Below are 22,366 nucleotides of genomic sequence, written 5' to 3'. Positions count from 1 at the left end.
TCCCGGCTCCCGGCTCCCGGCTCCCGGCTCCCGGCTCATCGCGTTAGCAGACTCCACCTCGGTCGACAAGCCTTCCCTGCTGCGCACGCCCCTGACCCGTCGGCCCCACCGTACGGCAACCGCCTCACGGGCCTCCCCTCCGCCCGGAGCCCCAACGCCCGCGTTCGGCCGATAGTTTGGCGTCCATGACAGACGAGCTCGACGAAGCCCCGGCCGCCTTCCCCGGTCGGCTCGGCCCCACGGCCACCTGCGAGGTCGACCCGCACGCGGTCGGCCCCGTACGCACGGCGTACGCCCCCGAGCCCGACGGTCGACCCGACCCGGGCGAGGTCGTATGGACCTGGGTGCCGTACGAGGAGTACGACGGACGCGGCAAGGACCGCCCCGTCCTCGTCGTCGCCAGGGAGCACGGGGAGACGCTCCTTGCCGTGCAGTTGAGCTCCCGCGTGCGCAAGGACGACCCCGAGTGGCTTCCTCTCGGTTCGGGGCCGTGGGACGCAGAGGGCCGCGACTCCTGGGTGGGCGTCGCGCGGGTGCTGCGCGTCCACACCGACGGGATGCGTCGGGAGGCGTGCGCGCTCGACCGCGCCCGGTTCAACGCGGTCGTCGACAGGCTGCGTCAGCTCTACCACTGGCGCTGACCCCCCAACTGGCCGAGCAGCAACGGAAGTTGGGGCCGACCGGTCCGTGCGTTCCCCTCTTCCGGGGAAACCCTCGCAGAAGGGGTGCGGCCTCTCTAAAGTGAGGCCCCGCCGCACGCGTCGCCCGTGTGCCCGCCCGAGCCCTCCACCGCTTCCCGCCAGAGGTCGTCCATGTACACCGCCGCCGCCGTCCCCGTCGACGGGTTCAGCCACGGCCCGCTCGTCCCGCTCGCCGCGTACGCGATGGCGTGCCTCGGCAGTGCGGTGGGGCTGCGCTGCACGGCCCGCGCGCGCACGCTGAAGCCGAGCGACCGCAGCGGGTGGTTGCTGCTCGGCTCCGTCGCCATCAGTGCCGGGGTCTTCGCGATGCACTACGTGGCGATGACGGGGTTCAGCGCACGCGGCATGGAGATCGGCTACGACCTCGTGACCACGTACATGAGCCTGCTCGTCGGAGTGGTCGTGATCGGGCTCGGCATCTTCCTCGTCGGACGGCGCGACCGCGGTACCGCCGCGCTGCTCGGCGGGGGGATCGTCACCGGGATCGGCGTCGCCGGGATGCACTACCTCGGCATGGCCGGTATGCGAATGCCGGGAACGATCTCTTACGACGGGCCCACCGTTGCGCTCTCCCTCGCCATCGCGATCGTCGCCGCGACGGTCGCGCTCTGGTTCGCCACGTCAGTGAAGTTCCTCGGAGCCCCGCTGGGCGCCGCGCTGATCATGGGGATTGCCGTCAGCGGCATGCACTACACCGCCATAGGCGCGGCCACAGTGCATGCGTACGACGGCGCCGCGAGCGAGGCCACCTCGACGGTCGGCACGCTCGCGCTGATCCTCGTCGGTCCCGTCCTCCTGCTGCTCTTCGTGGGGCTCTTCGTCACCCTCGACCCGACGACGGAGCGCGGCGCGAAGCGCAGCGCGGGCTCCCGGCCGGGTGGGACGGCGGGCGGGAGACTGGAGCGCACCCCGTTCGAGCACCGTTGACGACCGCATGGACCCGGAACGAGAGGCGGAAGGGCATGGCTGCCGAAGAGACGCCGGAGCTGGAGCCGATGCCGGACGACTGGCGGCGCGCACTCGCCGTCGTCGCGCACCCGGACGACATGGAGTACGGCGGCTCCGCGGCCGTGGCGGAGTGGACGGCCGCGGGCAAGGAGGTCGCCTACCTCCTCGTGACCCGCGGTGAGGCGGGGATCGACGGACTGGAGCCGGTCGAATGCGCGGCCCTGCGCGAGACCGAGCAGTGCGAGGCGGCGCACGCCGTCGGCGTCGAGGAGGTGCACTTCCTCGACCACCGGGACGGCGTCCTGGAGGAGGGGCCACGACTGCGCGCCGACATCACGGCGGTGCTGCGCGCCTTCCGCCCCGAGCTGATCCTCACCATCAACCACCACGACACCTGGGCGCCGGGGAGCTGGAACACCCCCGACCACCGCGCTGTCGGCCGCAGCGTCCTCGATGCAGTCGGCGACGCGGGAAACCGGTGGATCTTCGCCGACCAGCTCGACTCCGGCGACCTCCAGCCGTGGGGCGGCGTCCGCTGGGTCGCCGTCGCCGGATCGCCGCAGCCCACGCATGCAGCGGCGGTGCAGGAGCGGTCGGTCGACCGGGCCGTCGAGTCGCTCCTCGCCCACCGCACCTACCTGACCGGCCTGGGCAGCTCGGACCCCGAGAGGCACGCGCGTGCGGTGGTGCACGGCGGCCTGGTCCCGGCGGCCGAGCGCCACGGCGGCAGCCGCGCGGTCGCCTTCGAGGTCTACTCCCGCTGAGGTCCGACCGCGCCGAGGGCCGTCCTCCGGTTCAGAAGAGCGGCTCCGGCAGCACCCCCTCCAGGGCCAGTAGCTCCCGCTTCGTCTCCAGCCCACCGCCGAAGCCGCCGATCCCGCCGGCGCTGGCCACCACCCGGTGGCACGGCACCACGACGGGCAGCGGGTTGGCCCCCATCGCCGCCCCCACGGCGCGTGCGGCGTCGGGCTCGCCCGTGCGGCGGGCCAGCTCGCCGTACTCCGCCGTGCAGCCGTAGGGGACGGAGGCGGCGAGCTCCTGGAGCGCGCGCCGCTGGTAGCCGCCGACGAGCGACCAGTCGAGCGGGACGCTGAAGGAGCGCAGCCGGCCGGCGAAGTACGCGGCCAACTCCGCTGCCGCCGCGTCCAGATGGTCCGCGGCCCGGCCCGCCGCTGCCTCGGCCCGCGCGACGGGCGGGCCGTCGAGCCCTGCGCGCAGCTCTTCCAGCCGGCGGTCGACCGAGCGCGCGTCGGCGTGGAAGGCGACGAGGACGAGCCCGCGCTCCGTCGCCGCGAGGAGGAGCGGGCCGATCGGCGCGCGGTGCACCGCCCACACGCAACCGGCGCCTGCCGTCTTCTCTCCGTTCCGCGCTTCAGCCATGCCGAGGACTCTACGTCCGGGCACTGACATCCTGCGCGCCCGCAGCCGGGGGCGGGACGCACAGCGCCCCCGGCACGGCGTGCGTGCCGGGGGCTGGTGCGTGGAGCCCCGGGCGTGAGCGGGCGCGGATCAGCTCACCGCGTCCCGCACCACATCCGGCTTGTTGGAGATCAGCCCGTCGACGCCGGCGTCGGCCATGGAACGTGCCGTCTTCGCGTCGTTGACGGTCCAGGTGAAGGTCTCCAGCGGCCGCCCGTGCGGTCCGTCGTGCTCGTGTACGGCGTCGACGTACTCCTTGGTGACAGCCGTGTACTGCGGGTTGATCTGGTCCGCGAACTTCGCGTAGTCGGCGAGCTCGTCGACCTTCGGGTTGCCGAGGAAGCCCGTCTTCACCGTGGGTTCGGTGAGATGGACCGTCTTGACGGCATCCGCGTCGAAGCTCTGGAGGATCAGCTTGTCCCGGACGTGGCCCCGGTCGAGCCAGCCCTTCTCGTCGAGCTCCTTGAGGATCTCGGCCTCCACGCCCGGATAGAGCTCCGGCGACTTCAGTTCGAGCAGCAGGTTCTGCCCGGTGTCGTCGAGCCGGTTCAGGTACTGCTCGAGGGTGGGCACGCGCTCGCCCTTGAAGCCCTTGTCGAACCAGCTACCGGCGTCGAGCCGGCCGATCTCCTTCAGGGTGAAGTCGCCGACGTTCCAGGGGGCGCGGTCGGGGAAGACCTCCTCGGCGTCGGTGGTGCGGTCGAGCGTGGTGTCGTGGATGACGACCAGCTCGCCGTCCTTGGTGCGCTGGACATCGTTCTCCACCCAGTCGATGTCCAGCTCGTGGGCTCTGTCCACGGCGGCGAGGGTGTTCTCCGGAGCGTAGGCGGAGGCACCGCGGTGTGCCACGGGCAGCGGTGCGGCCTTCGCTGCGGCCTGGGCCGACGGGGCGGTGGAGAGGAGGAGCACCCCGCTCAGGAGGACACCACCTGCTGCGGGGGCGACGGCGCGTATCGACATTCGGGACTCCTCGCATCTGTGCTGTCACGGATTGCGCAGGCAGCGTTCCCGATGATCAGTACAAGAAAGCGTGAATGAGGCAAAGGTGAGGTGAAGTCGCCGTATCGGTACAGATCAGTTTATGCACCCCCGACACCTTCTCGCCGGTCGGGCCCTGACTCGCGCACGCCCGGTTGTCAGTGCGGAGCCGTACCGTGGGGGACATGCGGCCCAAGACAGAGATCGAACGCAAGGTGGCGCCCTTCGAGGTCGTCAGCCCCTATCAGCCCAGCGGCGACCAGCCCACGGCCATCGCCGAGCTGTCGCAGCGGGTCAACGGCGGTGAGAAGGACGTCGTGCTGCTCGGGGCCACCGGCACGGGCAAGTCCGCCACCACGGCCTGGATGATCGAGCAGCTCCAGCGTCCGACCCTCGTCATGGCGCCGAACAAGACCCTCGCGGCCCAGCTCGCCAACGAGTTCCGCGAGCTTCTGCCGAACAACGCCGTCGAGTACTTCGTCTCCTATTACGACTACTACCAGCCGGAGGCGTACGTCCCGCAGACGGACACCTACATCGAGAAGGACTCCTCGATCAACGAGGAGGTGGAGCGCCTCCGCCACAGTGCGACCAACTCGCTCCTCACCCGGCGGGACGTCGTCGTGGTCTCCTCCGTCTCCTGCATCTACGGTCTGGGCACCCCGCAGGAGTACGTCGATCGCATGGTCCCGCTGAAGGTGGGCGAGGAGATCGACCGCGACGGCCTCCTCCGCCGCCTCGTCGAGATCCAGTACGCCCGCAACGACGTCTCCTTCACCCGCGGCACCTTCCGGGTCAGGGGCGACACCGTCGAGGTCTTCCCCGTCTACGAGGAGCTCGCCGTCCGCATCGAGCTCTTCGGGGACGAGATCGAGGCGCTCTCGACCCTCCACCCCATCACCGGAGAGGTCATCTCGGACGACGACGAGCTCTACATCTTCCCCGCCTCGCACTACGTCGCGGGCCCCGAGCGCATGGAGCGGGCGATCACCGGCATCGAGGCCGAGCTGGAGGAGCACCTCACGGGGCTGGAGAAGCAGAACAAGCTGCTGGAGGCGCAGCGCCTGCGGATGCGCACAAGCTACGACATCGAGATGATGCGCCAGGTCGGCACCTGCTCGGGCATCGAGAACTACTCCCGCCACATCGACGGCCGCGACCCGGGCTCCGCCCCGCACACCCTCCTCGACTACTTCCCCGAGGACTTCCTCCTCGTCATCGACGAGTCCCACCAGACCGTCCCCCAGATCGGCGCGATGTTCGAGGGCGACGCCGCCCGCAAGCGCACGCTGATCGACCACGGCTTCCGCCTCCCCTCGGCGATGGACAACCGCCCCTTGAAATGGGAGGAGTTCACCGAGCGGATCGGTCAGACCGTCTACCTCTCGGCCACCCCGGGGGAATATGAGCTCTCCCGCTCCGACGGCTACGTCGAGCAGGTCATCCGCCCCACCGGCCTCGTCGACCCGCAGGTCGTCGTCAAGCCGACCGAGGGCCAGATCGACGACCTGGTCCACGAGATCCGCACCCGCGTCGAGCAGGACGAGCGCATCCTCGTCACCACCCTCACCAAGAAGATGGCCGAGGACCTCACCGACTACTTCATCGAACTCGGCATCCAGGTCCGCTATCTCCACAGCGACGTCGACACGCTCCGCCGCGTCGAACTGCTGAGAGAGCTGCGCTCGGGGGACTTCGACGTCCTCGTGGGCATCAACCTCCTCCGTGAGGGCCTCGACCTCCCGGAGGTCTCGCTCGTCGCGATCCTCGACGCGGACAAGGAGGGCTTCCTGCGCTCCGGTACCACCCTGATCCAGACGATCGGCCGCGCGGCCCGGAACGTCTCGGGTCAGGTCCACATGTACGCGGACCGCGTCACGCCGTCGATGCAGCAGGCGATCGAGGAGACCAACCGCCGCCGAGAGAAGCAGATCGCCTACAACGAGGAGCACGGCATCGACCCGGAGCCGCTCCGCAAGAAGATCGGCGACATCGTCGCGGACATCGCACGCGAGGACGTCGACACCACCGAACTCCTCGGCAGCGGGTACCGCCAGACGACGGGCAAGCCGGCCAAGGGCGGCCAGCAGGCCGAACAGGCGGGCGGCAAGGCGAAGAAGGGGAAGGCGCCGGCACCGGCGAAGAAAAGGGGCAAGGGGGCCGAGGAGCTCACCGACCGCCCCGCAGCCGAACTCGCGGAGTCGATCGAGCAGCTCACCGAGCAGATGCGGGCCGCGGCCGCAGAGCTTCAGTTCGAGGTGGCGGCGAGGCTGCGGGACGAGGTCTCCGAGATGAAGAAGGAGCTCCGGCAGATGCAGGAGGTCGGCCTGAAGTAGGGAGCACGGCGCGCTCAAGTCGTTCTGTGTGCTTGCGTATTGGAGCATCGCCGCGTCCGACTGCCGGAGCGCGGACGGGCGGTGCGAGTGTTGCGGGAAGGCCACGGAGCACCGACAGCCCGTTGGGTGCGCGTGCACACGCCCGTAGGGTGCGGGACATGACCGTCGCCGGAAGCCCGGCGGCAGCCAGCTATGTCGAGAGGGGACGCACGTGTCGGTCAACTTGTCCAAGGGTCAGGCCGTGAGCCTGGAGAAGCGGGGCGGGGGCACCCTGACGTCGGTGCGTATGGGCCTCGGTTGGAAGGCGGCGCCGCGGCGCGGGCTCTTCCGCAAGCCCAAGGAGATCGATCTCGACGCCTCGGCGGTGCTCTTCGCCTCGGGCGAGCCCAAGGACGTCGTCTTCTTCCGCCACCTGGTCAGCGACGACGGCTCGGTGAAGCACACGGGCGACAATCTCGTCGGCGGCGCGGGGGACGACGAGGACGACGAGTCGATCCTGGTCGATCTCTCGCGGGTGCCGGCGCACATCGACCAGATCGTCTTCACCGTGAACTCCTTCACGGGCCAGACTTTCGCCGAGGTCGAGAACGCGTTCTGCCGCCTCGTCGACGAGACCAACGGCCAGGAGCTGGCCCGCTACACCCTCACGGGCGGCGGCGACTACACCGCGCAGATCATGGCCAAGGTCCACCGCCAGGACGGGGGTTGGCAGATGACGGCGCTCGGCGCCCACAGCAACGGCCGCACCTTCCAGGACCTGATGCCCGCGATCCAGCCTTACCTGTAACCTCGCTCGCGCCCCCGCGTTCCGCAGCCAGGGGCGCGGGGCGCGTGCCGGTCGGGAATGGAAGGGCCGGCCGCCCCCGGCGTCCGTACGCGGTCGGCCCACAGGGTGAATTCCAGGTGAACTGCCGCCGCACGCACGGGCGTCCCTGCCCTCGCCTGCGCGCTCCTCGTCGGGCCGCTCACCGCAGCGCAGAGCCGCTGCGGTCACCGCTCGTCGCTCTCAGGGCGCGCCGCTGACCAGTTCACTTTAACTTCATTTGGGGTTGCTTTACTCTCCCTTGAGCGGAGGGGAGTATTCCCGGACGCGGTGACTCCGTCAGTACGGCCGGCCAGAGCCCGGACCCGGAGCGCCGGTCCCGGCGCGAGCCGCGGGCGGAAGAGACCTCCGGTCGATGCGTGTTCGCAAGCCGGAAGGTGTACGGATGGACATCTCCATCGCCACATGGGCGCTGACCATCGCAGGTCTCTGCGCCCTGATCGCCGTCGACTTCTTCGTCGGAGGCCGAAAACCGCACGAGGTCTCCCTCAAGGAAGCCGGCACCTGGACGGTCGTCTGGGTCGCCCTCGCCGGGCTCTTCGGCCTCGGGCTGTGGTTCTTCGCGGGGCCGACGCCCTCGGGCGAGTTCTTCGCCGGTTTCATCACGGAGAAGTCGCTCAGCGTCGACAACCTCTTCGTCTTCATCCTGATCATGGCGAAGTTCTCGGTGCCCTCCATCTACCAGCAGCGCGTGCTGATGGTGGGCGTGCTCATCGCCCTCGTCCTCCGCGCCGCCTTCATCGCCGCGGGCGCAGCGGTGATCTCGACCTTCTCCTGGGTCTTCTTCCTCTTCGGCGCCTTCCTGATCTGGACGGCCGTCAAGCTGATCCGCGAGGCCGCGCAGGACGAGCAGGAAGAGGAGTACGAGGAGAGCCGCTTCATGAAGCTGGTGGAGCGGCGTTTCCCCTCCACGGACCAGTACCACGGCACCAAGCTCTTCGTGGTGGAGAACGGCCGCCGCCTCATGACGCCGATGCTCCTCGTGATGCTCGCGATCGGCTCGACCGACATCCTCTTCGCCTTCGACTCGATCCCCGCCATCTTCGGCCTCACCCAGGACCCGTACATCGTCTTCACCGCCAACGCCTTCGCGCTCATGGGCCTGCGCCAGCTCTACTTCCTCCTGGGCGGCCTGCTGCGGAAGCTGGTCCACCTCTCCTACGGGCTCTCGGTGATCCTGGGCTTCATCGGCGTCAAGCTCCTGCTGCACGCCCTCCACGAGTACGGCGTCCACGTCCCGGAGATCAGCATCCCCGTGTCGCTCTCGGTGATCTGCGGCGTCCTCGTGGTCACGACGATCACCTCCCTCCACGCGTCCCGCAGGGCTTCCCGGGAGGCGCAGGAGCAAAAGAAGGCCGACCGCTGACGGCGCTCCCGGGGTGCCGGACCTCCGTCCGGCACCCCGGTCCTCGGCCGGTCACACGACGACGGTGTTCACCCCACCTTCAGCCGCTGCGCGGCACGTTCGCCGTTGACCGTGACGGAGAGCGTCACCGTCCCCGGACGCAGGCCCCGCAGCTCCCCGGTCGCGGAGTCGAGCCCCACCGTGCAGCGCGCCGGGGGGCCGCCGGGTCGCGCGTCCTTGTCGACGCAGACCCCGCGCGAGCCCCGCCAGTCGGCGCTGACCGGCCAGTCCACCGGCACCTTCCGCGCGGAGCCGCCCTCGCCCTGCACGACGGTCGCCGACGCCTCGCCCGCATCGCCGACGGCTAGCCGCTCCGGTGCACGCAACCGGAGGTCGTCGACGTGCGCCCGCGTCTGCACGGAGATCCAGTCGCCGCCCGGCGCACGGCGGTCGACACCCAGCAGCGACCACCCGGTGAAGCCGCCCTGCTCAGGACGGGCAGCGGGTCCCTTCCCCGAATTGCCGTTGACCAGGTACGGCACCCCGTCGACGCGCGAGGCGTCGAACGCGCCCACATGGCCGCCGACGAACGCGGCACCCTTCCCGCTGCGCTCGCGGAACTCGGAGAGCCAGTCCTCCAGGAGCTGCGCCTCCCTCCGGTCGGTGAGTTGACTCGCCGCCTGCGGCATCGGATCGCGCGGCGGCACGTGCTGGATCACGGCGACCGACCGGACGGAAGGGTCTTTTGCTGCCGCGTCCAACTGCCGCCTCAGCTCGGTGAATTGGCTGTACCCGCCGCCGCGCAGCGTCAGCGAGGAGGTGTCGAGCGTGACGAACCGGGTGCCCTTGTGATCGAAGGTGCGTCTCGCCGGGCCGAACTCCTCCACGAAGTTGTCGATCTCGCCGCCCATCACCTCGTGGTTGCCCGGCACGTAGTACCACTTCACCTCGTTGCCCAGCTCCTCGTCGAGCATCCGGTGCGCGTAGGCCAGGTCCTCGGGAGACCCCTCGTCGACGAAGTCCCCGTTGACGACGACGAAGTCGGGCGCGGCCGCCTTCACTTCACGCAGCGTCCGCCGGGCCTGCTCGGCGTTCTCTCCGTCGGGCTCCCGCGCCACGAACTGTGCGTCGGAGAGGACGGCGAACCGCCAGTCGCGCCCTTCGACGTCCGCCGCAGTGGAGATGAGCGGGTCCTGCGGCCGCGCCGCCGACGGGAGTTCGACGTCCGGCGGGGTCTGCGCCGTCAGGCCGTCGACGACGACATCGCCCTTGTACTGTTCGCCCGGCCGTGTCTCCGCGAGGTAGAACCGCTTCACCGTCAACGGATAGGCGGCGCCCTCGGGGACCGGCAGGGTGAGGTGCCGCCAGCCCTCCCAGTCGACGTGGTCGCCGCGCAGCACTTGGCTCGCGCCTGCCGCGTCCGTCAACTCCAGTGAGGGCCAGGCACCGTGGCCGTCGCCCTTGATCCAGACCCCGAAGGACTGGGGCTGCCCCCCGACGCGCACGGGCTGGGGCGGGGAGAGGTACGCGGCGCGCGTGGCCGTCGACTGGGTGAAGTCGTACGTCAGTCGGAGCCCTTGGCCGGTGTGCCCGTCGGGGGTCGCCTTCGCCGCGCCGGAGGCGCGGGCGGCGTCGAAGGTCCAGTCGTCGGCGTCCTCGAAGTCGGCGACGTCCTGGTCGCGGAGGCCGACCGTGACCGCCAACTCTGCTGTGACGCCCTGTACTTCGACGGTGACCGTGTCGGACGCGTCCTCGTGGCCCGGCTTCGCCCGCACGGTGAAGACGCCGTGCTCCTCACCCTCGCCCTCGGTGATCTCGAAGAGCGAGGTGTCGTAGGAGAGTGCGACGTCGGCGGGCTCGACGGGTGCGCTCGTCCCCTGCGCGTCGAAGCCGACGACGCCGAACTCGGCCTCGGCCTCCGCGTCCGCGAGCCCCACTCGCTCCCGGGTCGGCGCCACCCGGTCGAGGTCGCCTATCACGGTGAGGTCCCGGGCACCGTCGGCGCTCCCTCTGCGCGCGCTCACCTCCGCTGTTCCGCTTCTGGCCGCCGTGAACACCCCGGCCCCGGAAACCTCCCCGACGCCCGGCTTCGAGCTGCGCCAGCTCGGGCGGCCGTCAGCGGGGCCGTAGGTCTCGTCGTAGCCGTCCGCGCGCAACTGCCGCGTGAGGCCGGGGAAGACGCGCTCCGGATGGCCGGACGGCATCGGGTCGGCGGTCGGCGCCTTGTCCGGGTCGGTCGCCGTGTCCACCCAGAAGCCCTTGAGGTGCCCGCTGCCCGCCGGGGCGGTGAGCGCGAGGCCGTTCGGCACCTCGCGTTCTTCGCCGTCCGAGGGGGAGTTCTCCAATTGCGGGTGCTCCTGGCCGGGTTGGCGGGCGAGAAGCGTCGAAGAGCCGCCGCCGTCGAGGTTGAGCGCGTTGTAGGCGCCGAGCTTCTTCATCATCCGCGCCAGCTCGGTGAGCGTGGTTCCGCCGGATGCGGCCTGCCGTCCGTCGACCGTCAGAACGTGCATCGTCTGACCGTCCCTGGAGAAGCCCACCGCCGTCCGCGGCGCCGCGGCGTTGTTGGGCTTGCCGTCCCAGTCCTGCGCCACACCGTCGGCGACGAGCACCCCGCGCCCGCCGACGGCGGTCCTGGGCACCGGGCCTCCTCCCGCCGTGCGCACGTGGTACTCGGTCGCGACGCGGTCACCCCGGCTCAGTCCGGCGAGCTTCTTGGCGCCGACACCCCGCCCGAGCAGCACCGTCGCGCCCCGGGGGACCGGCGCGTCCCCCGGGGCGTCCCGGACGGCGACGACCCGGCCGCCCCGCACCTCGACCTCGGCGACCTCGTCGCGCGCCTCCACGGTGAGGGCGCGATCGGCCTTGCCCCAACGGGAGTTGTAGAGCGCGACGCCGTCCGCCGGGACGTTCGCCGCGTTGTAGCCGTCGAGCTTCTCCTCGCCGGAGGGGAGCGTCAGCTTCCCCTCGAAATAGAGGTCGAGCACCTTGCCTGCGGCGTCCGGGCCGATGGCGACGGCCTCCGAGTTGCCGGGATCGGGGGAGTGCGTCGGCTCGCCGTTCTCGGTGCCCGGGCCGAGCGGGGCGCCCGTCTCGTCGATGTCGAAGAAGTCCGCGTTGAAGGCGGCGACGGTCCTGCGGTCCGGGCCCGGGTCGTGGGCTTCGGCGAGTTCGCTCACCGGCCGGCGCTCGGAGACCTTCCCCGAGGAGAGGTAGTCGGCCTGCGTGCCGCCGCCGAGGTCGACGCTGAGGGCGTCGGCTCGCAGCCACTTGTCGGGCTCCAACCGTTCGAACGACGTCAACTCGGCGCCCGGAGCGACCGGTCGGGTCTGCCGCGCCAGCTCCATCCCGCGGTCGGAGCCGGCAGGGGCCTTCTCGGTGGCGGCCGCAGGAGCCGCCGGCGACTCCGCCGACGCGGGCGGCGTCAACCCCGCCCCCAACGCGCAAACGGCCGCTGCCGAGAGCAGCGGCCGTACAGCGCGTCGTCTGTATGTGCCTGTTCGCCTCAACGTCCCTCCTAGAACGTGAGCTACATCCGTATTTCCACGGACAACGCGGCACAGGGTCCCAAGGAGGCGAGATCTGCACCAGACAAAGGAGAGAAGTCGACAAGAACACCTGCCCAACCATCCGCCACATGCGTGCCGTTGCCGAGCGACCGGGAGAGCGCCGCATGCTTCGCGTGCTCGCCACGGCGGGACAAGGTTTGCGCCACGGACGGCGAACCCGGTGGCATGACGCGCCGGCCGGTGCGGTCCGGGACACGTCGAGGGCCGCATCGGGCCGCAGGGGAACGGAGCACGGCTGCCCGACCAGCGGACACCCGTCCTGTCAGCTCCCAAACCGCACTACAGTGCTGAGGCACACCGTCGCACCCGACCGTGTGCCCGTCCGCCGTGCTTGCGGGCGGCCGGACGCGAGTGAAGGGAGCCGCGGTGGGCGGCGTCCGGGCCGGAGGACGATCCGGCCGAGACGAGAGACCGGAGGAGCAGACCGCCGAACCGGCGGAGGCGGAGCCGGTACCGGCGAAGCCGAGGGGGTGGCGGCGCTTCGTCGCGGACACGCGTCCGCTGCGGCGTCCTGCCTTCCGCCGGCTGTGGTCGTCGACGGCGGTGACCGCGGTGGGGAGCCAACTGACCGCCGTCGCCGTCCCGAAGCAGGTCTACGACATCACCGGCTCCTCCGCGGCCGTCGGGTACTCCAGCATCGCGGGGCTGGTGCCGCTCGTCGTCTTCGGCCTCTGGGGCGGCGCCATCGCGGACGCCGTCGACCGGCGGAAGCTGATGCTGGTGACCAACGCAGGCATCGCCGTCACCTCGGCGTTCTTCTGGGTCCAGGCGTTCGTCGGCCTGGACTCCGTGTGGGTGCTGATGGTCCTGCTCGCTCTCCAGCAGGCGTTCTTCGGCATCAACTCCCCGACACGCAGCGCAGCCATCGCACGCCTCGTCCCACGCGACGAACTCCCCGCGGCCAACGCACTCGGCTCGACGGTCGCGCAGACGGGCATGATCGTCGGGCCGCTCCTCGCCGGTGCGCTGATACCCCTCATCGGCCTCGCCGAGCTCTACCTGATCGACGCGCTCGCGCTGTGCCTCGCTCTGTGGGCGGTCTGGCGGCTTCCGCCGCTCCCGCCGCTAGACGCCGACGAGGACGCAGCACCGGAAGAGAGCAGACCACGGCGCAGACGCGCCGGCTGGCGCGAACTCTCCGAGGGGTTCCGGTACATCGGGGCGCGACAGGTGCTGCTGCTCTCCTTCGTCGCCGACATCATCGCGATGGTCTTCGGTATGCCCCGCGCGCTCTTCCCGCAGCTCGCCGCCACGACGTACGCGCCGTGGGGCGAAGGGCTCGCGCTGGGACTCCTCTACGCCGCGATCCCGATCGGCGCCGTCGCCGGCGGGCTCTTCTCCGGGACGTTCTCGCGGGCGCGTTCCCACGGGTGGATGGTGATCCTCGCGGTGGTCGGGTTCGGCGCCGCGGTGGCCGGGTTCGGGTGGAGCCCCAACCTCTGGTGGGCCGTGGGCTTTCTGGCGGCTGCGGGGGTCGCCGACATGGTGTCGATGGTCTTCCGGCAGTCGATACTTCAGTCAGTGGCGACGGACGCGATGCGCGGGCGGATGCAGGGCGCGTTCACGGTCGTGGTCGCCGGTGGACCGCGGGTGGCGGACCTGGTGCACGGGACGGCGGGCGCCGCGGTCGGGCCCGGCACGGCTGCGGCCGTCGGGGGCGTACTGGTGGTGGTCTTCATGCTGGCGCTGGCGTTCGCGCTGCCGTCGCTGCGCCGCTACCGCATCTGAACGCACGGCCGGCGCGCGGCGGTTGGCGCTGCCGCACGCCGGCCCGGTCCCGTTGGTCACCCGGCCTTGCCGGGATCGGTGACGAGCTTCCCGTCCTCGGTGACGTCGACGGGGATCTCCGGCAGCGGCGCCGTCGCGGGGCCGTGTTCGACCTCGCCCGTCTCGACGCTGAACCGGCTGCCGTGGAGCGGGCACTCGGCCGTGCCGTTTTCGACCTTCGAGAGCTTCGCCCCCTGGTGGGTGCAGACGGCGCTGAACGCCTTGAACTCGCCCTTGCCCTTCTGCGAGACGAGTATCTGCTCCTCCGCGTACAGCTTCGCGCCGCCGACGGGGACCGCGTCGGCCGAGCCGAGGTCGATGGGGGTGGAGGGAGCGGCGTCGCCCGAGCTCTGCGACTCGGCTCCCGCGCAGCCCGCCGTCCCCAGCCCGAGCGCCGCGAGTGCGGCGCCGCAGAGCACCGTACGCCGTGCTGCCTGCGGTCGGTCGGGGAGAACCTCGGGTCTCCTGGCGCTCTCTGTCACACGGCGCACCCTACGCCCCGGTCACCGGGCAGGGCGCTCGGACCCTGCCCGGCTGCTCACTTCCCCTTCGGCGCCGCCTTCTTGGCCGCGCTCTTCTTGGCAGCCGCCTTCTTCGCCGGAGCGCGCTTCGCCTTCGCTCCAGACGCCGCGCTGCCGAGCTGCGGTGAGGCGTCGCTGAACCTGTCGCCGAGGACGTCCCGGAGGAACTTGCCCGTGTGGCTCGCCGGTACCGCCGCGACCTCCTCGGGGGTGCCCTGCGCCACGACGAGGCCGCCGCCTCCGCCTCCCTCGGGGCCGAGGTCGAGGAGCCAGTCGGCGGTCTTGACGACGTCGAGGTTGTGCTCGATGACGATCACCGTGTTCCCCTTGTCGACGAGGCCCTCCAGCACCGAGATCAGCTTGCTGATGTCCTGGAAGTGAAGGCCGGTCGTGGGCTCGTCGAGGACGTAGACGGTGCGTCCCGTCGACCGCTTCTGGAGCTCGCTGGCGAGCTTCACGCGCTGCGCCTCGCCTCCGGAGAGCGTCGGCGCCGGCTGCCCGAGGCGGACGTAGCCGAGCCCGACGTCGTTAAGCGTCCGAAGGTGGCGGGCGATCCTCGGGACGGCGCCGAAGAACTCCACCGCCTGCTCGATCGGCATGTCGAGCACCTCGGCGATGTTCTTGCCCTTGTAGTGCACCTCCAGCGTCTCGCGGTTGTACCGCGCGCCGTGGCAGACCTCGCACGGGACGTACACGTCGGGCAGGAAGTTCATCTCGATCTTGATGGTGCCGTCGCCCTGGCAGTTCTCGCAGCGACCGCCCTTGACGTTGAAGGAGAACCGCCCCTGCTGGTAGCCGCGGACCTTCGCCTCCGTGGTCTCCGCGAAAAGCTTCCGCACGTGGTCGAAGACGCCGGTGTAGGTGGCCGGGTTGGAGCGCGGGGTGCGCCCGATCGGCGACTGGTCGACGTGGACGACCTTGTCGACCTCCTCGATGCCGTCCACGCGGACGTGCCGGCCCGGCACGAGCTTGGCGCCGTTGAGCTCGCGTGCGAGGTGCGTGTAGAGGATGTCGTTGACGAGGGTGGACTTGCCGGAGCCGGAGACCCCCGTGACTGCCGTGAGCACGCCGAGCGGGAAGGCGGCGTCGACGTCCTGGAGGTTGTTCTGCTTGGCGCCCCGCACCACGAGCTGGCGGTCCGGATCGACCGGGCGCCTCTCCTCGGGGATCGGGATCTCGCGGCGCCCCGTGAGGTAGTCGCCGGTGATCGAACCCTTCGCCCGGAGCAGCTCCTCGCGCGGGCCCGAGTGCACGACCTTGCCGCCGTGCTCGCCGGCGCCCGGGCCGATGTCGACGACCCAGTCGGCGGCGTTGATGGTGTCCTCGTCGTGCTCGACCACGATCAGGGTGTTGCCGAGGTCCCGCAGCCTGACGAGCGTCTCGATCAGCCGGTGGTTGTCCCGCTGGTGGAGGCCGATGGACGGTTCGTCGAGGACGTAGAGGACGCCGACGAGCCCGGAGCCGATCTGCGTCGCGAGCCGGATGCGCTGCGCCTCGCCGCCGGAGAGGGTGCCGGCGGCGCGGTTGAGCGTGAGGTAGTCGAGGCCGACGTCGACGAGGAACTGGAGCCGCTCGTTGACCTCCTTGAGGACCCGCTCGGCGATCTTCCGCTCCCGGCGGTCGAGCGTCATCTCGCCGAGGAACCCGGCGCACTCCACGATCGACATCGCCGAGACCTCGGCGATCGACTTGCCCTGCACCGTCACGGCGAGGACGAGCGGCTTGAGCCGGGTTCCCTCGCAGGTGGGACAGGGCACCTCGCGCATGTACCCCTCGAACCGCTCGCGGCTCGCGTCCGTCTCGGCCTCCTGGTACCGCCGCTTGACGAACGGCACGACACCCTCGAACGCGGTCGTGTAGGCGCGCTCGCGCCCGAAGCGGTTGCGGTAGCGCACCTCGATCTGCGTCTTGTGGCCGTGGAGCAGCGCCTTCTTCGCGCGCGCCGGCAGGCCGGCCCACGGGATGTCGGTGCGGAAACCCAGCGCGTCGGCGAGTGCCTCGATGATGCGGCCGAAGTACTCCTTCGTGTGCCCGTGCGACCAGGGGTGGAGCGCTCCCTCGTCGAGCGACTTCTCCTCGTCGGGGACGATCAGCTCCGGGTCGACCTCCATCCGCGTGCCGATCCCGGTGCAGACGGGGCAGGCGCCGAAGGGGGAGTTGAAGGAGAAGGAGCGGGGCTCCAGCTCCTCGAACGAGAGGTCGTCGTACGGGCAGTAGAGGTGCTCGGAGAACATCCGCTCGCGTTGCGGGTCGTCCTCCTCCAGGTCGACGAAGTCGAGGACGAGCATGCCGCCCGAGAGACCGAGGGCCGTCTCGACGGAGTCGGTCAGTCGGCGCTTGGCGCTCTCCTTGACGGTGAGGCGGTCGACGACCACCTCGATCGTGTGCTTCTCCTGCTTCTTGAGCTTCGGCGGGTCGGAGAGCTGGACCGTTGTTCCGTCGACGCGGGCGCGGCTGTAGCCCTTGGTCTGCAGGTCGTTGAAGAGGTCGACGAACTCGCCCTTGCGTTCGCGGACGAGCGGGGAGAGCACCTGGAAGCGGCTGCCGGGCTCCAGCGAGAGCACCTTGTCGACGATCGCCTGCGGGGACTGCCGCGCGATCGGGCGGCCGCACTCGGGACAGTGCGGCTTGCCGATCCTCGCGTAGAGGAGGCGGAGGTAGTCGTAGACCTCGGTGATGGTGCCGACCGTCGAGCGCGGGTTCCGCGACGTCGACTTCTGGTCGATCGAGACCGCGGGGGAGAGGCCCTCGATGAAGTCGACGTCGGGCTTGTCCATCTGCCCGAGGAACTGGCGCGCGTAGGCGGAGAGCGACTCGACGTAGCGGCGCTGCCCCTCGGCGAAGATCGTGTCGAACGCGAGCGAGGACTTGCCGGAGCCCGACAAGCCGGTGAAGACGATGAGGGAGTCGCGCGGGAGGTCGAGCGAGACGTTCTGCAGGTTGTGCTCGCGCGCGCCACGGACGAGAAGACGGTCGGCCACGCCGGTTGGCACCTTTCGTGTGTGTGGAGGGCTCCCCGCGACGGATCGGGGACCCCGTCCAAGGGTATGGCGGCGCCGCTCGTGCGTGCCTGGCTTTCGAGCGGTGCCACCTGTCGACTCTATAGCACGGACATTCGAATTGCTGACGTTCTGCGCGGCCCCGACGTCCCGAGAGGCGGGATTTCGGGTTCGCCGGACCACGGCTAGGTTCTGCTCATGTCCAACATCCCACCCGCCACTGACAACGCCCTCCTCCAGGCCTCCAGCGACCGCCTCCTCGCCGCCGTCTCCTCCCTCGACGACGCCTCCCTCGGCGCCGCCTCGCACCTGCCCGGCTGGACCCGCGGCCACGTCGTCGCCCACCTCGCCAGGAACGCGGATGCCCTCCTCAACGTCCTGCGGGGCGGCCCGATGTACGCCGACGAGGCCGTGCGCGAGGCCGACATCGAGCGGGACGCGCCCCGCGTGCACGCGGAGCAGTTGAAGGACCTGCGCGAGTCCGCCTCCCGGCTCGCGGCCGCCTTCGCCGCCGAGGACGACGCGAGCTGGGAGCGGACCGTCGAGCTCCGGAACGGCGTCGTCGACCGCGCGGGCTCGCTGCCCTTCAGGCGGCGTGCCGAGGTCGAGCTGCACCACGTCGACCTCGCCATCGGCTACACCCTCGACGACCTCCCCGCCGACTTCGTCGAGCGCGAACTCGCCGCCGTCGCCGAGCGGTTCGAGGGGCATCCGCAGCTCGCCGACTCCGTCGAGCTGCGCGCCGAGGCCGGCGGCATCCACCACACGGGAGCCCCCGGCGAACCGGCAGTCGTCGTGACGGGCACGGCGACGGCGCTCCTCGGCTGGGTCACGGGCCGCACCGATGGCTCCGGACTGAGCGCCAACACCGCGCTCCCCGTGCTTCCCGGGCTCTGAGTACACGTGCCGGGCCGCCTACCCTGAGGCCATGCCATACACCGGAACGGTCAAGGTCGGCGGCCCGGCCGACGTACACGAGTTGCAGCAGTTGATGATCTCCAAGGTCGCGGTCGGCCCGATGGAGAACAACGCCTACCTCCTGCGCTGCCGCACCACCGGCGAGCAGGTGCTGATCGACGCGGCCAACGAACCGGAGACCCTGCTGAGCCTCATCGGCGACGACGGCATCCGCGCGGTCCTCACCACGCACCGTCACGGCGACCACTGGCAGGCCCTGGAACCGGTCGTGCAGGCGACCGGCGCACGCACCTACGCGGGCCGCTACGACGCCGAAGGCATCCCCGTCCACACCGACGTCCTCCTCGACGACGGCGACGTCGTCCAGATCGGCGGAATCCAACTGACGGCCCGCCACCTCGTCGGCCATACGCCGGGCTCGATCGCCCTCGTCTACGACGACCCGCACGGCCATCCCCACCTCTTCACCGGCGACTGCCTCTTCCCCGGCGGCGTCGGCAACACCTTCGGTGACGCGGACGCGTTCGTGCAGCTCCTCAACGACGTCGAGGTGAAGCTCTTCGAGCAACTCCCCGACGAGACCTGGGTCTACCCCGGTCACGGGAACGACACCACGCTCGGAGCGGAGCGGCCGAACGTCGAGGAGTGGCGCCGGCGCGGGTGGTAGCGCGTGCGCCTCCGGGCGTGCGCGAGGTGCTCCCCGGGGTGTGCCGAGGGTTGTCCACAGGCCCGGTTGGCCGTCGGTGGCTCGTCGTAGGGTGGCGGTCATGGCAGACCCTTCCAGCTACCGGCCCAAGCCGGGTGAGATCCCCGACTCCCCGGGGGTCTACCGCTTCCGCGACGAGCACCGCAGGGTGATCTACGTCGGGAAGGCCAACAGCCTGCGCCAGCGCCTCGCCAACTATTTCCAGGACCTCGCGGGCCTGCACCCCAGGACCGCCACCATGGTCACGACGGCCGCCTCGGTCGAGTGGACCGTCGTCGGCAACGAGGTCGAGGCGCTCCAGCTGGAGTATTCCTGGATCAAGGAGTTCGACCCCCGGTTCAACGTCAAGTACCGGGACGACAAGAGCTACCCCTCCCTCGCCGTCACGCTCAACGAGGAGTTCCCACGGGTCCAGGTGATGCGCGGCCCGAAGAAGAAGGGCGTCCGCTACTTCGGCCCGTACGCGCACGCCTGGGCGATCCGCGAGACGGTCGACCTGATGCTGCGCGTCTTCCCCGTACGCACCTGCTCGGCGGGCGTCTTCAAGCGCTCGGCACAGATCGGGCGCCCCTGCCTGCTGGGGTACATCGGCAAGTGCTCGGCCCCCTGCGTCGGGCGGATCTCCCCCGAGGAGCACCGTGAACTCGCCGAGGAATTCTGCGACTTCATGGCCGGGCGCACGGGCACCTACCTCCGCCGGCTGGAGCGCCGCATGGGCGAGGCCGCCGAGGAGATGGAGTACGAGAAGGCGGCCCGCCTGCGGGACGACCTCGACGCGCTCAAGCGCGCCATGGAGAAGAGCGCGGTGGTCCTCACGGACGCCACCGACGCCGACCTCGTCGCCGTCGCCGAGGACGAACTCGAGGCCGCCGTCCAGATCTTCCACGTACGCGGCGGACGAGTGCGGGGCCAGCGCGGCTGGGTCACCGACAAGGTCGAGGAGGTCGGCACCGCCGAACTCGTCGAGCACGCGCTCCAGCAGCTCTACGGCGAGGAGAGCGGGGAGGGCGTGCCCAAGGAGGTCCTCGTCCCCGTGCTGCCGCGCTCGGACGCACCGACCTCCGAGGCCCTGACCGAGGCGGAGGACGACGCGGCCGGCAGCGTCGGGGTCGCGGGGAACCGCCCGGCGACCGGTGTCAGCGTGGGCGTACCCGAGCAGCGCGAGGCAGCGGAGCCGAAGGGTGCGCGTCCCGTCGCCCAGTGGCTCTCCGACCGCCGCGGGTCCCACGTCAGCCTGCGGGTCCCGCAGCGCGGGGACAAGCGGACCCTGATGGAGACGGTCAGGCGCAACGCGGAGCAGGCCCTCGCCCTCCACAAGACCAAGCGCGCCTCGGACCTGACGACGAGGTCGCGGGCGCTCGAGGAGATCGCGGAGGCGCTCGGCCTCGACTCGGCCCCGCTCCGGGTCGAGTGCTTCGACATCTCCCACTTCCAGGGCGACGACGTCGTCGCGTCGATGGTCGTCTTCGAGGACGGCCTGGCGCGCAAGAGCGAGTACCGCAGGTTCCAGATCAGGGGCTTCGCAGGTCAGGATGATGTCCGCGCGATGCACGAGGTCGTCGGCCGGCGCTTCCGGCGTTACCTCCAGGAGCGGCAGCGGACCGGCGAGTGGCCGGAGGGCGCCGAGGCCGGCGAGGATGCGGAGGGCCGCGGCCCCGGCGAGCAGCGGGCGGTCCACGAGGAGGCGACAGAGCAGGCGGCCGAGGAGGCGCTGGAGGAGGGCTCGGCCCCGAGCTCCGAGCCGGGGCCGAGCGCGGAGGAGATCGAGCAGCCCCGCTCGTCCGGCGCCGGACCGCTCGACGAGGACGGCCGCCCCAAGAAGTTCGCCTACCCGCCGCAGCTCCTCGTCGTCGACGGCGGGCAGCCGCAGGTCGCAGCGGCCCGTGCCGCGCTCGACGAGCTCGGGATAGACGACGTCGCGGTCTGCGGCCTCGCGAAGCGCCTGGAGGAGGTGTGGGTGCCGGGCGAACAGGACCCCGTCGTCCTCCCGCGCTCCAGCGAGGGCCTCTACCTCCTCCAGCGCGTCCGGGACGAGGCCCACCGCTTCGCCATCCGGTACCAGCGCAGCAAGCGCACGAAGCGGGTGCGCTCCAGTCCGCTCGACGAGGTGCCGGGGCTCGGCGAGACGCGGAAGAAGGCGCTCCTGAAGCACTTCGGCTCTGTGAAGCGGCTGCGTGGGGCGACGGTCGAGGAGATCACCGAGGTACCCGGGGTCGGCAGGAAGACGGCGGAGACGGTCGTCGCCTCCCTCGCGGGCGCGGAGCCCGCCGGCCCGGCGGTGAATACCGCGACGGGTGAGATCGTTGAAGAGGAATGACAGCCTCCGCAACAGCGGTGGCGAGCCTAGTGACGGGGGTCGAAGCCGTGAGTAGTCAGAGCGGTGCCGGGGGTGCGCGGGTGCGGAGGCAGTTCGAGGCGGAGGGGACACAGGCGTCGACGGCGGCAGCCGAGGCCGAGGACGCGGCGATCCCGGAGCTGGTGATCATCTCCGGGATGTCGGGCGCGGGCCGCAGCACGGCGGCGAAGTGCCTGGAGGACCTCGGCTGGTTCGTCGTCGACAACCTGCCGCCCGGCCTCATCCCCACCATGGTCGACCTGGGCGCGCGCTCCCAGGGGAACGTCGCCCGGATCGCGGTCGTCGTCGACGTCCGGGGCCGGAACTTCTTCGACGACCTCAAGGAGTCCCTCGCCACGCTCGAGGCGGGCCTCGTCGCACGGCGGATCGTCTTCCTGGAGGCGTCGGACGAGTCGCTCGTGCGCCGCTTCGAGTCGGTCCGCAGGCCGCACCCGCTCCAGGGCGAAGGCCGCATCGTCGACGGCATCGCGGCCGAGCGCGATCTGCTGCGCGAGCTGCGCGGCGACGCCGACCTGGTCATCGACACCTCCAGCCTCAACGTCCACGAGCTCCGCGCCAAGCTCGACGCCCAGTTCGCCGGCGAGGAGGAGCCCGAACTCCGCGCGACCGTCATGTCGTTCGGCTACAAGTACGGCCTCCCGGTCGACGCCGACCTCGTCGTCGACTGCCGCTTCCTCCCCAACCCGCACTGGGTCCCCGAGCTGCGTCCTTACACCGGCACCAGCGAGGAGGTCTCCTCCTACGTCTTCAACCAGCCGGGCGCCAAGGAGTTCCTCGACCGCTACACGGAGCTTCTGGAGCTGATCTCCGCCGGCTACCGCAGAGAGGGCAAGAGGTACGTCACCGTCGCGGTCGGATGCACGGGCGGCAAGCACCGCAGCGTCGCGATGTCGGAGAAGCTCGCCAAGCGGCTCACCGACGGCGGAGTGGAGACGGTGGTCGTCCACCGGGACATGGGGCGCGAGTGAGCCGGCTGCCGCGGA

At 70.9% G+C, this 22,366-nt stretch carries 16 protein-coding genes; 11 read left to right on the top strand and 5 right to left on the bottom strand.

The window, feature by feature from the left end; translation table 11 throughout:
* The first annotated feature begins 185 nt into the window (after positions 1 to 185).
* The 3 genes from F603_RS0108850 to F603_RS0108840 all read left to right on the top strand — a co-directional run bounded on the left by F603_RS0108850 (position 186) and on the right by F603_RS0108840 (position 2,413).
* Positions 186 to 641, top strand: coding sequence for a type II toxin-antitoxin system PemK/MazF family toxin (locus F603_RS0108850; RefSeq protein ID WP_019545649.1), 456 nt, complete (start codon positions 186 to 188; stop codon positions 639 to 641).
* A 171-nt stretch (positions 642 to 812) separates the two neighbouring features.
* A complete protein-coding gene (locus tag F603_RS0108845; protein WP_019545648.1) occupies positions 813 to 1,628 on the top strand; it encodes an MHYT domain-containing protein in 816 nt (271 codons plus the stop codon).
* 35 nt (positions 1,629 to 1,663) lie between these two features.
* Positions 1,664 to 2,413 carry a PIG-L deacetylase family protein gene (locus F603_RS0108840; RefSeq protein ID WP_019545647.1) on the top strand — a complete coding sequence of 250 codons (750 nt, stop codon included), beginning with the start codon at positions 1,664 to 1,666 and terminating at the stop codon, positions 2,411 to 2,413.
* Between the two features lie 31 nt (positions 2,414 to 2,444).
* Here the strand turns inward: F603_RS0108840 and F603_RS0108835 are convergent, their stop codons facing one another.
* The gene (locus F603_RS0108835; protein WP_245600729.1) at positions 2,445 to 3,029 is read right to left on the bottom strand and encodes a methylated-DNA--[protein]-cysteine S-methyltransferase; all 585 of its coding nucleotides are present in this window, start codon (positions 3,027 to 3,029) and stop codon (positions 2,445 to 2,447) included.
* Between the two features lie 129 nt (positions 3,030 to 3,158).
* The gene (locus F603_RS0108830; RefSeq protein ID WP_019545645.1) at positions 3,159 to 4,028 is read right to left on the bottom strand and encodes a glycerophosphodiester phosphodiesterase; all 870 of its coding nucleotides are present in this window, start codon (positions 4,026 to 4,028) and stop codon (positions 3,159 to 3,161) included.
* 203 nt (positions 4,029 to 4,231) lie between these two features.
* On the opposite strand from F603_RS0108830, the gene uvrB reads away from it, so the two are divergent.
* The 3 genes from uvrB (at position 4,232) to F603_RS0108815 (ending at position 8,571) form a co-directional block, all read left to right on the top strand.
* Positions 4,232 to 6,382 carry an excinuclease ABC subunit UvrB gene (gene uvrB, locus F603_RS0108825; RefSeq protein ID WP_026328254.1) on the top strand — a complete coding sequence of 717 codons (2,151 nt, stop codon included), beginning with the start codon at positions 4,232 to 4,234 and terminating at the stop codon, positions 6,380 to 6,382.
* A 211-nt stretch (positions 6,383 to 6,593) separates the two neighbouring features.
* Positions 6,594 to 7,169 carry a TerD family protein gene (locus F603_RS0108820; RefSeq protein ID WP_019545643.1) on the top strand — a complete coding sequence of 192 codons (576 nt, stop codon included), beginning with the start codon at positions 6,594 to 6,596 and terminating at the stop codon, positions 7,167 to 7,169.
* A 421-nt stretch (positions 7,170 to 7,590) separates the two neighbouring features.
* Positions 7,591 to 8,571, top strand: coding sequence for a TerC family protein (locus tag F603_RS0108815; RefSeq protein WP_019545642.1), 981 nt, complete (start codon positions 7,591 to 7,593; stop codon positions 8,569 to 8,571).
* A gap of 68 nt (positions 8,572 to 8,639) precedes the next feature.
* On the opposite strand, the gene F603_RS0108810 is transcribed toward F603_RS0108815, so the two are convergent.
* On the bottom strand, positions 8,640 to 11,894 hold the full coding sequence (locus tag F603_RS0108810; RefSeq protein ID WP_019545641.1) for a phosphodiester glycosidase family protein: 3,255 nt from the start codon (positions 11,892 to 11,894) through the stop codon (positions 8,640 to 8,642).
* 588 nt (positions 11,895 to 12,482) lie between these two features.
* Between F603_RS0108810 and F603_RS0108805 the strand changes: the two genes are divergently transcribed.
* The gene (locus tag F603_RS0108805) at positions 12,483 to 13,844 is read left to right on the top strand and encodes an MFS transporter (protein ID WP_019545640.1); all 1,362 of its coding nucleotides are present in this window, start codon (positions 12,483 to 12,485) and stop codon (positions 13,842 to 13,844) included.
* Positions 13,845 to 13,900: 56 nt separating this feature from the next.
* On the opposite strand, the gene F603_RS0108800 is transcribed toward F603_RS0108805, so the two are convergent.
* Both F603_RS0108800 and uvrA read right to left on the bottom strand, forming a co-directional pair.
* The gene (locus tag F603_RS0108800) at positions 13,901 to 14,365 is read right to left on the bottom strand and encodes a Rieske (2Fe-2S) protein (RefSeq protein WP_469817368.1); all 465 of its coding nucleotides are present in this window, start codon (positions 14,363 to 14,365) and stop codon (positions 13,901 to 13,903) included.
* Positions 14,366 to 14,421: 56 nt separating this feature from the next.
* Positions 14,422 to 17,385, bottom strand: coding sequence for an excinuclease ABC subunit UvrA (gene uvrA, locus F603_RS0108795; protein ID WP_019545638.1), 2,964 nt, complete (start codon positions 17,383 to 17,385; stop codon positions 14,422 to 14,424).
* Positions 17,386 to 17,601: 216 nt separating this feature from the next.
* Here uvrA and F603_RS0108790 point away from each other — a divergent pair, with 216 nt between their 5' ends.
* The 4 genes from F603_RS0108790 to rapZ all read left to right on the top strand — a co-directional run bounded on the left by F603_RS0108790 (position 17,602) and on the right by rapZ (position 22,351).
* A complete protein-coding gene (locus F603_RS0108790) occupies positions 17,602 to 18,300 on the top strand; it encodes a maleylpyruvate isomerase family mycothiol-dependent enzyme (protein WP_019545637.1) in 699 nt (232 codons plus the stop codon).
* 31 nt (positions 18,301 to 18,331) lie between these two features.
* The gene (locus F603_RS0108785) at positions 18,332 to 18,988 is read left to right on the top strand and encodes an MBL fold metallo-hydrolase (protein ID WP_019545636.1); all 657 of its coding nucleotides are present in this window, start codon (positions 18,332 to 18,334) and stop codon (positions 18,986 to 18,988) included.
* Positions 18,989 to 19,088: 100 nt separating this feature from the next.
* On the top strand, positions 19,089 to 21,344 hold the full coding sequence (uvrC, locus tag F603_RS0108780; RefSeq protein ID WP_019545635.1) for an excinuclease ABC subunit UvrC: 2,256 nt from the start codon (positions 19,089 to 19,091) through the stop codon (positions 21,342 to 21,344).
* Positions 21,341 to 22,351: an RNase adapter RapZ gene (gene rapZ, locus F603_RS0108775; RefSeq protein ID WP_425426959.1), complete on the top strand. Its 1,011-nt coding sequence runs from the start codon at positions 21,341 to 21,343 to the stop codon at positions 22,349 to 22,351. Before uvrC ends, rapZ begins: the two co-directional genes overlap by 4 nt.
* Positions 22,352 to 22,366 lie beyond the last annotated feature (15 nt).

It is taken from the genome of Streptomyces sulphureus DSM 40104 (genome assembly GCF_000381025.1).
In the GTDB taxonomy this organism is placed as follows: Bacteria; Actinomycetota; Actinomycetes; order Streptomycetales; family Streptomycetaceae; genus Streptomyces; species Streptomyces sulphureus.
Note: the sequence above shows the minus strand (reverse complement) of the source record. Positions and strands in the feature narration are given on the sequence as shown.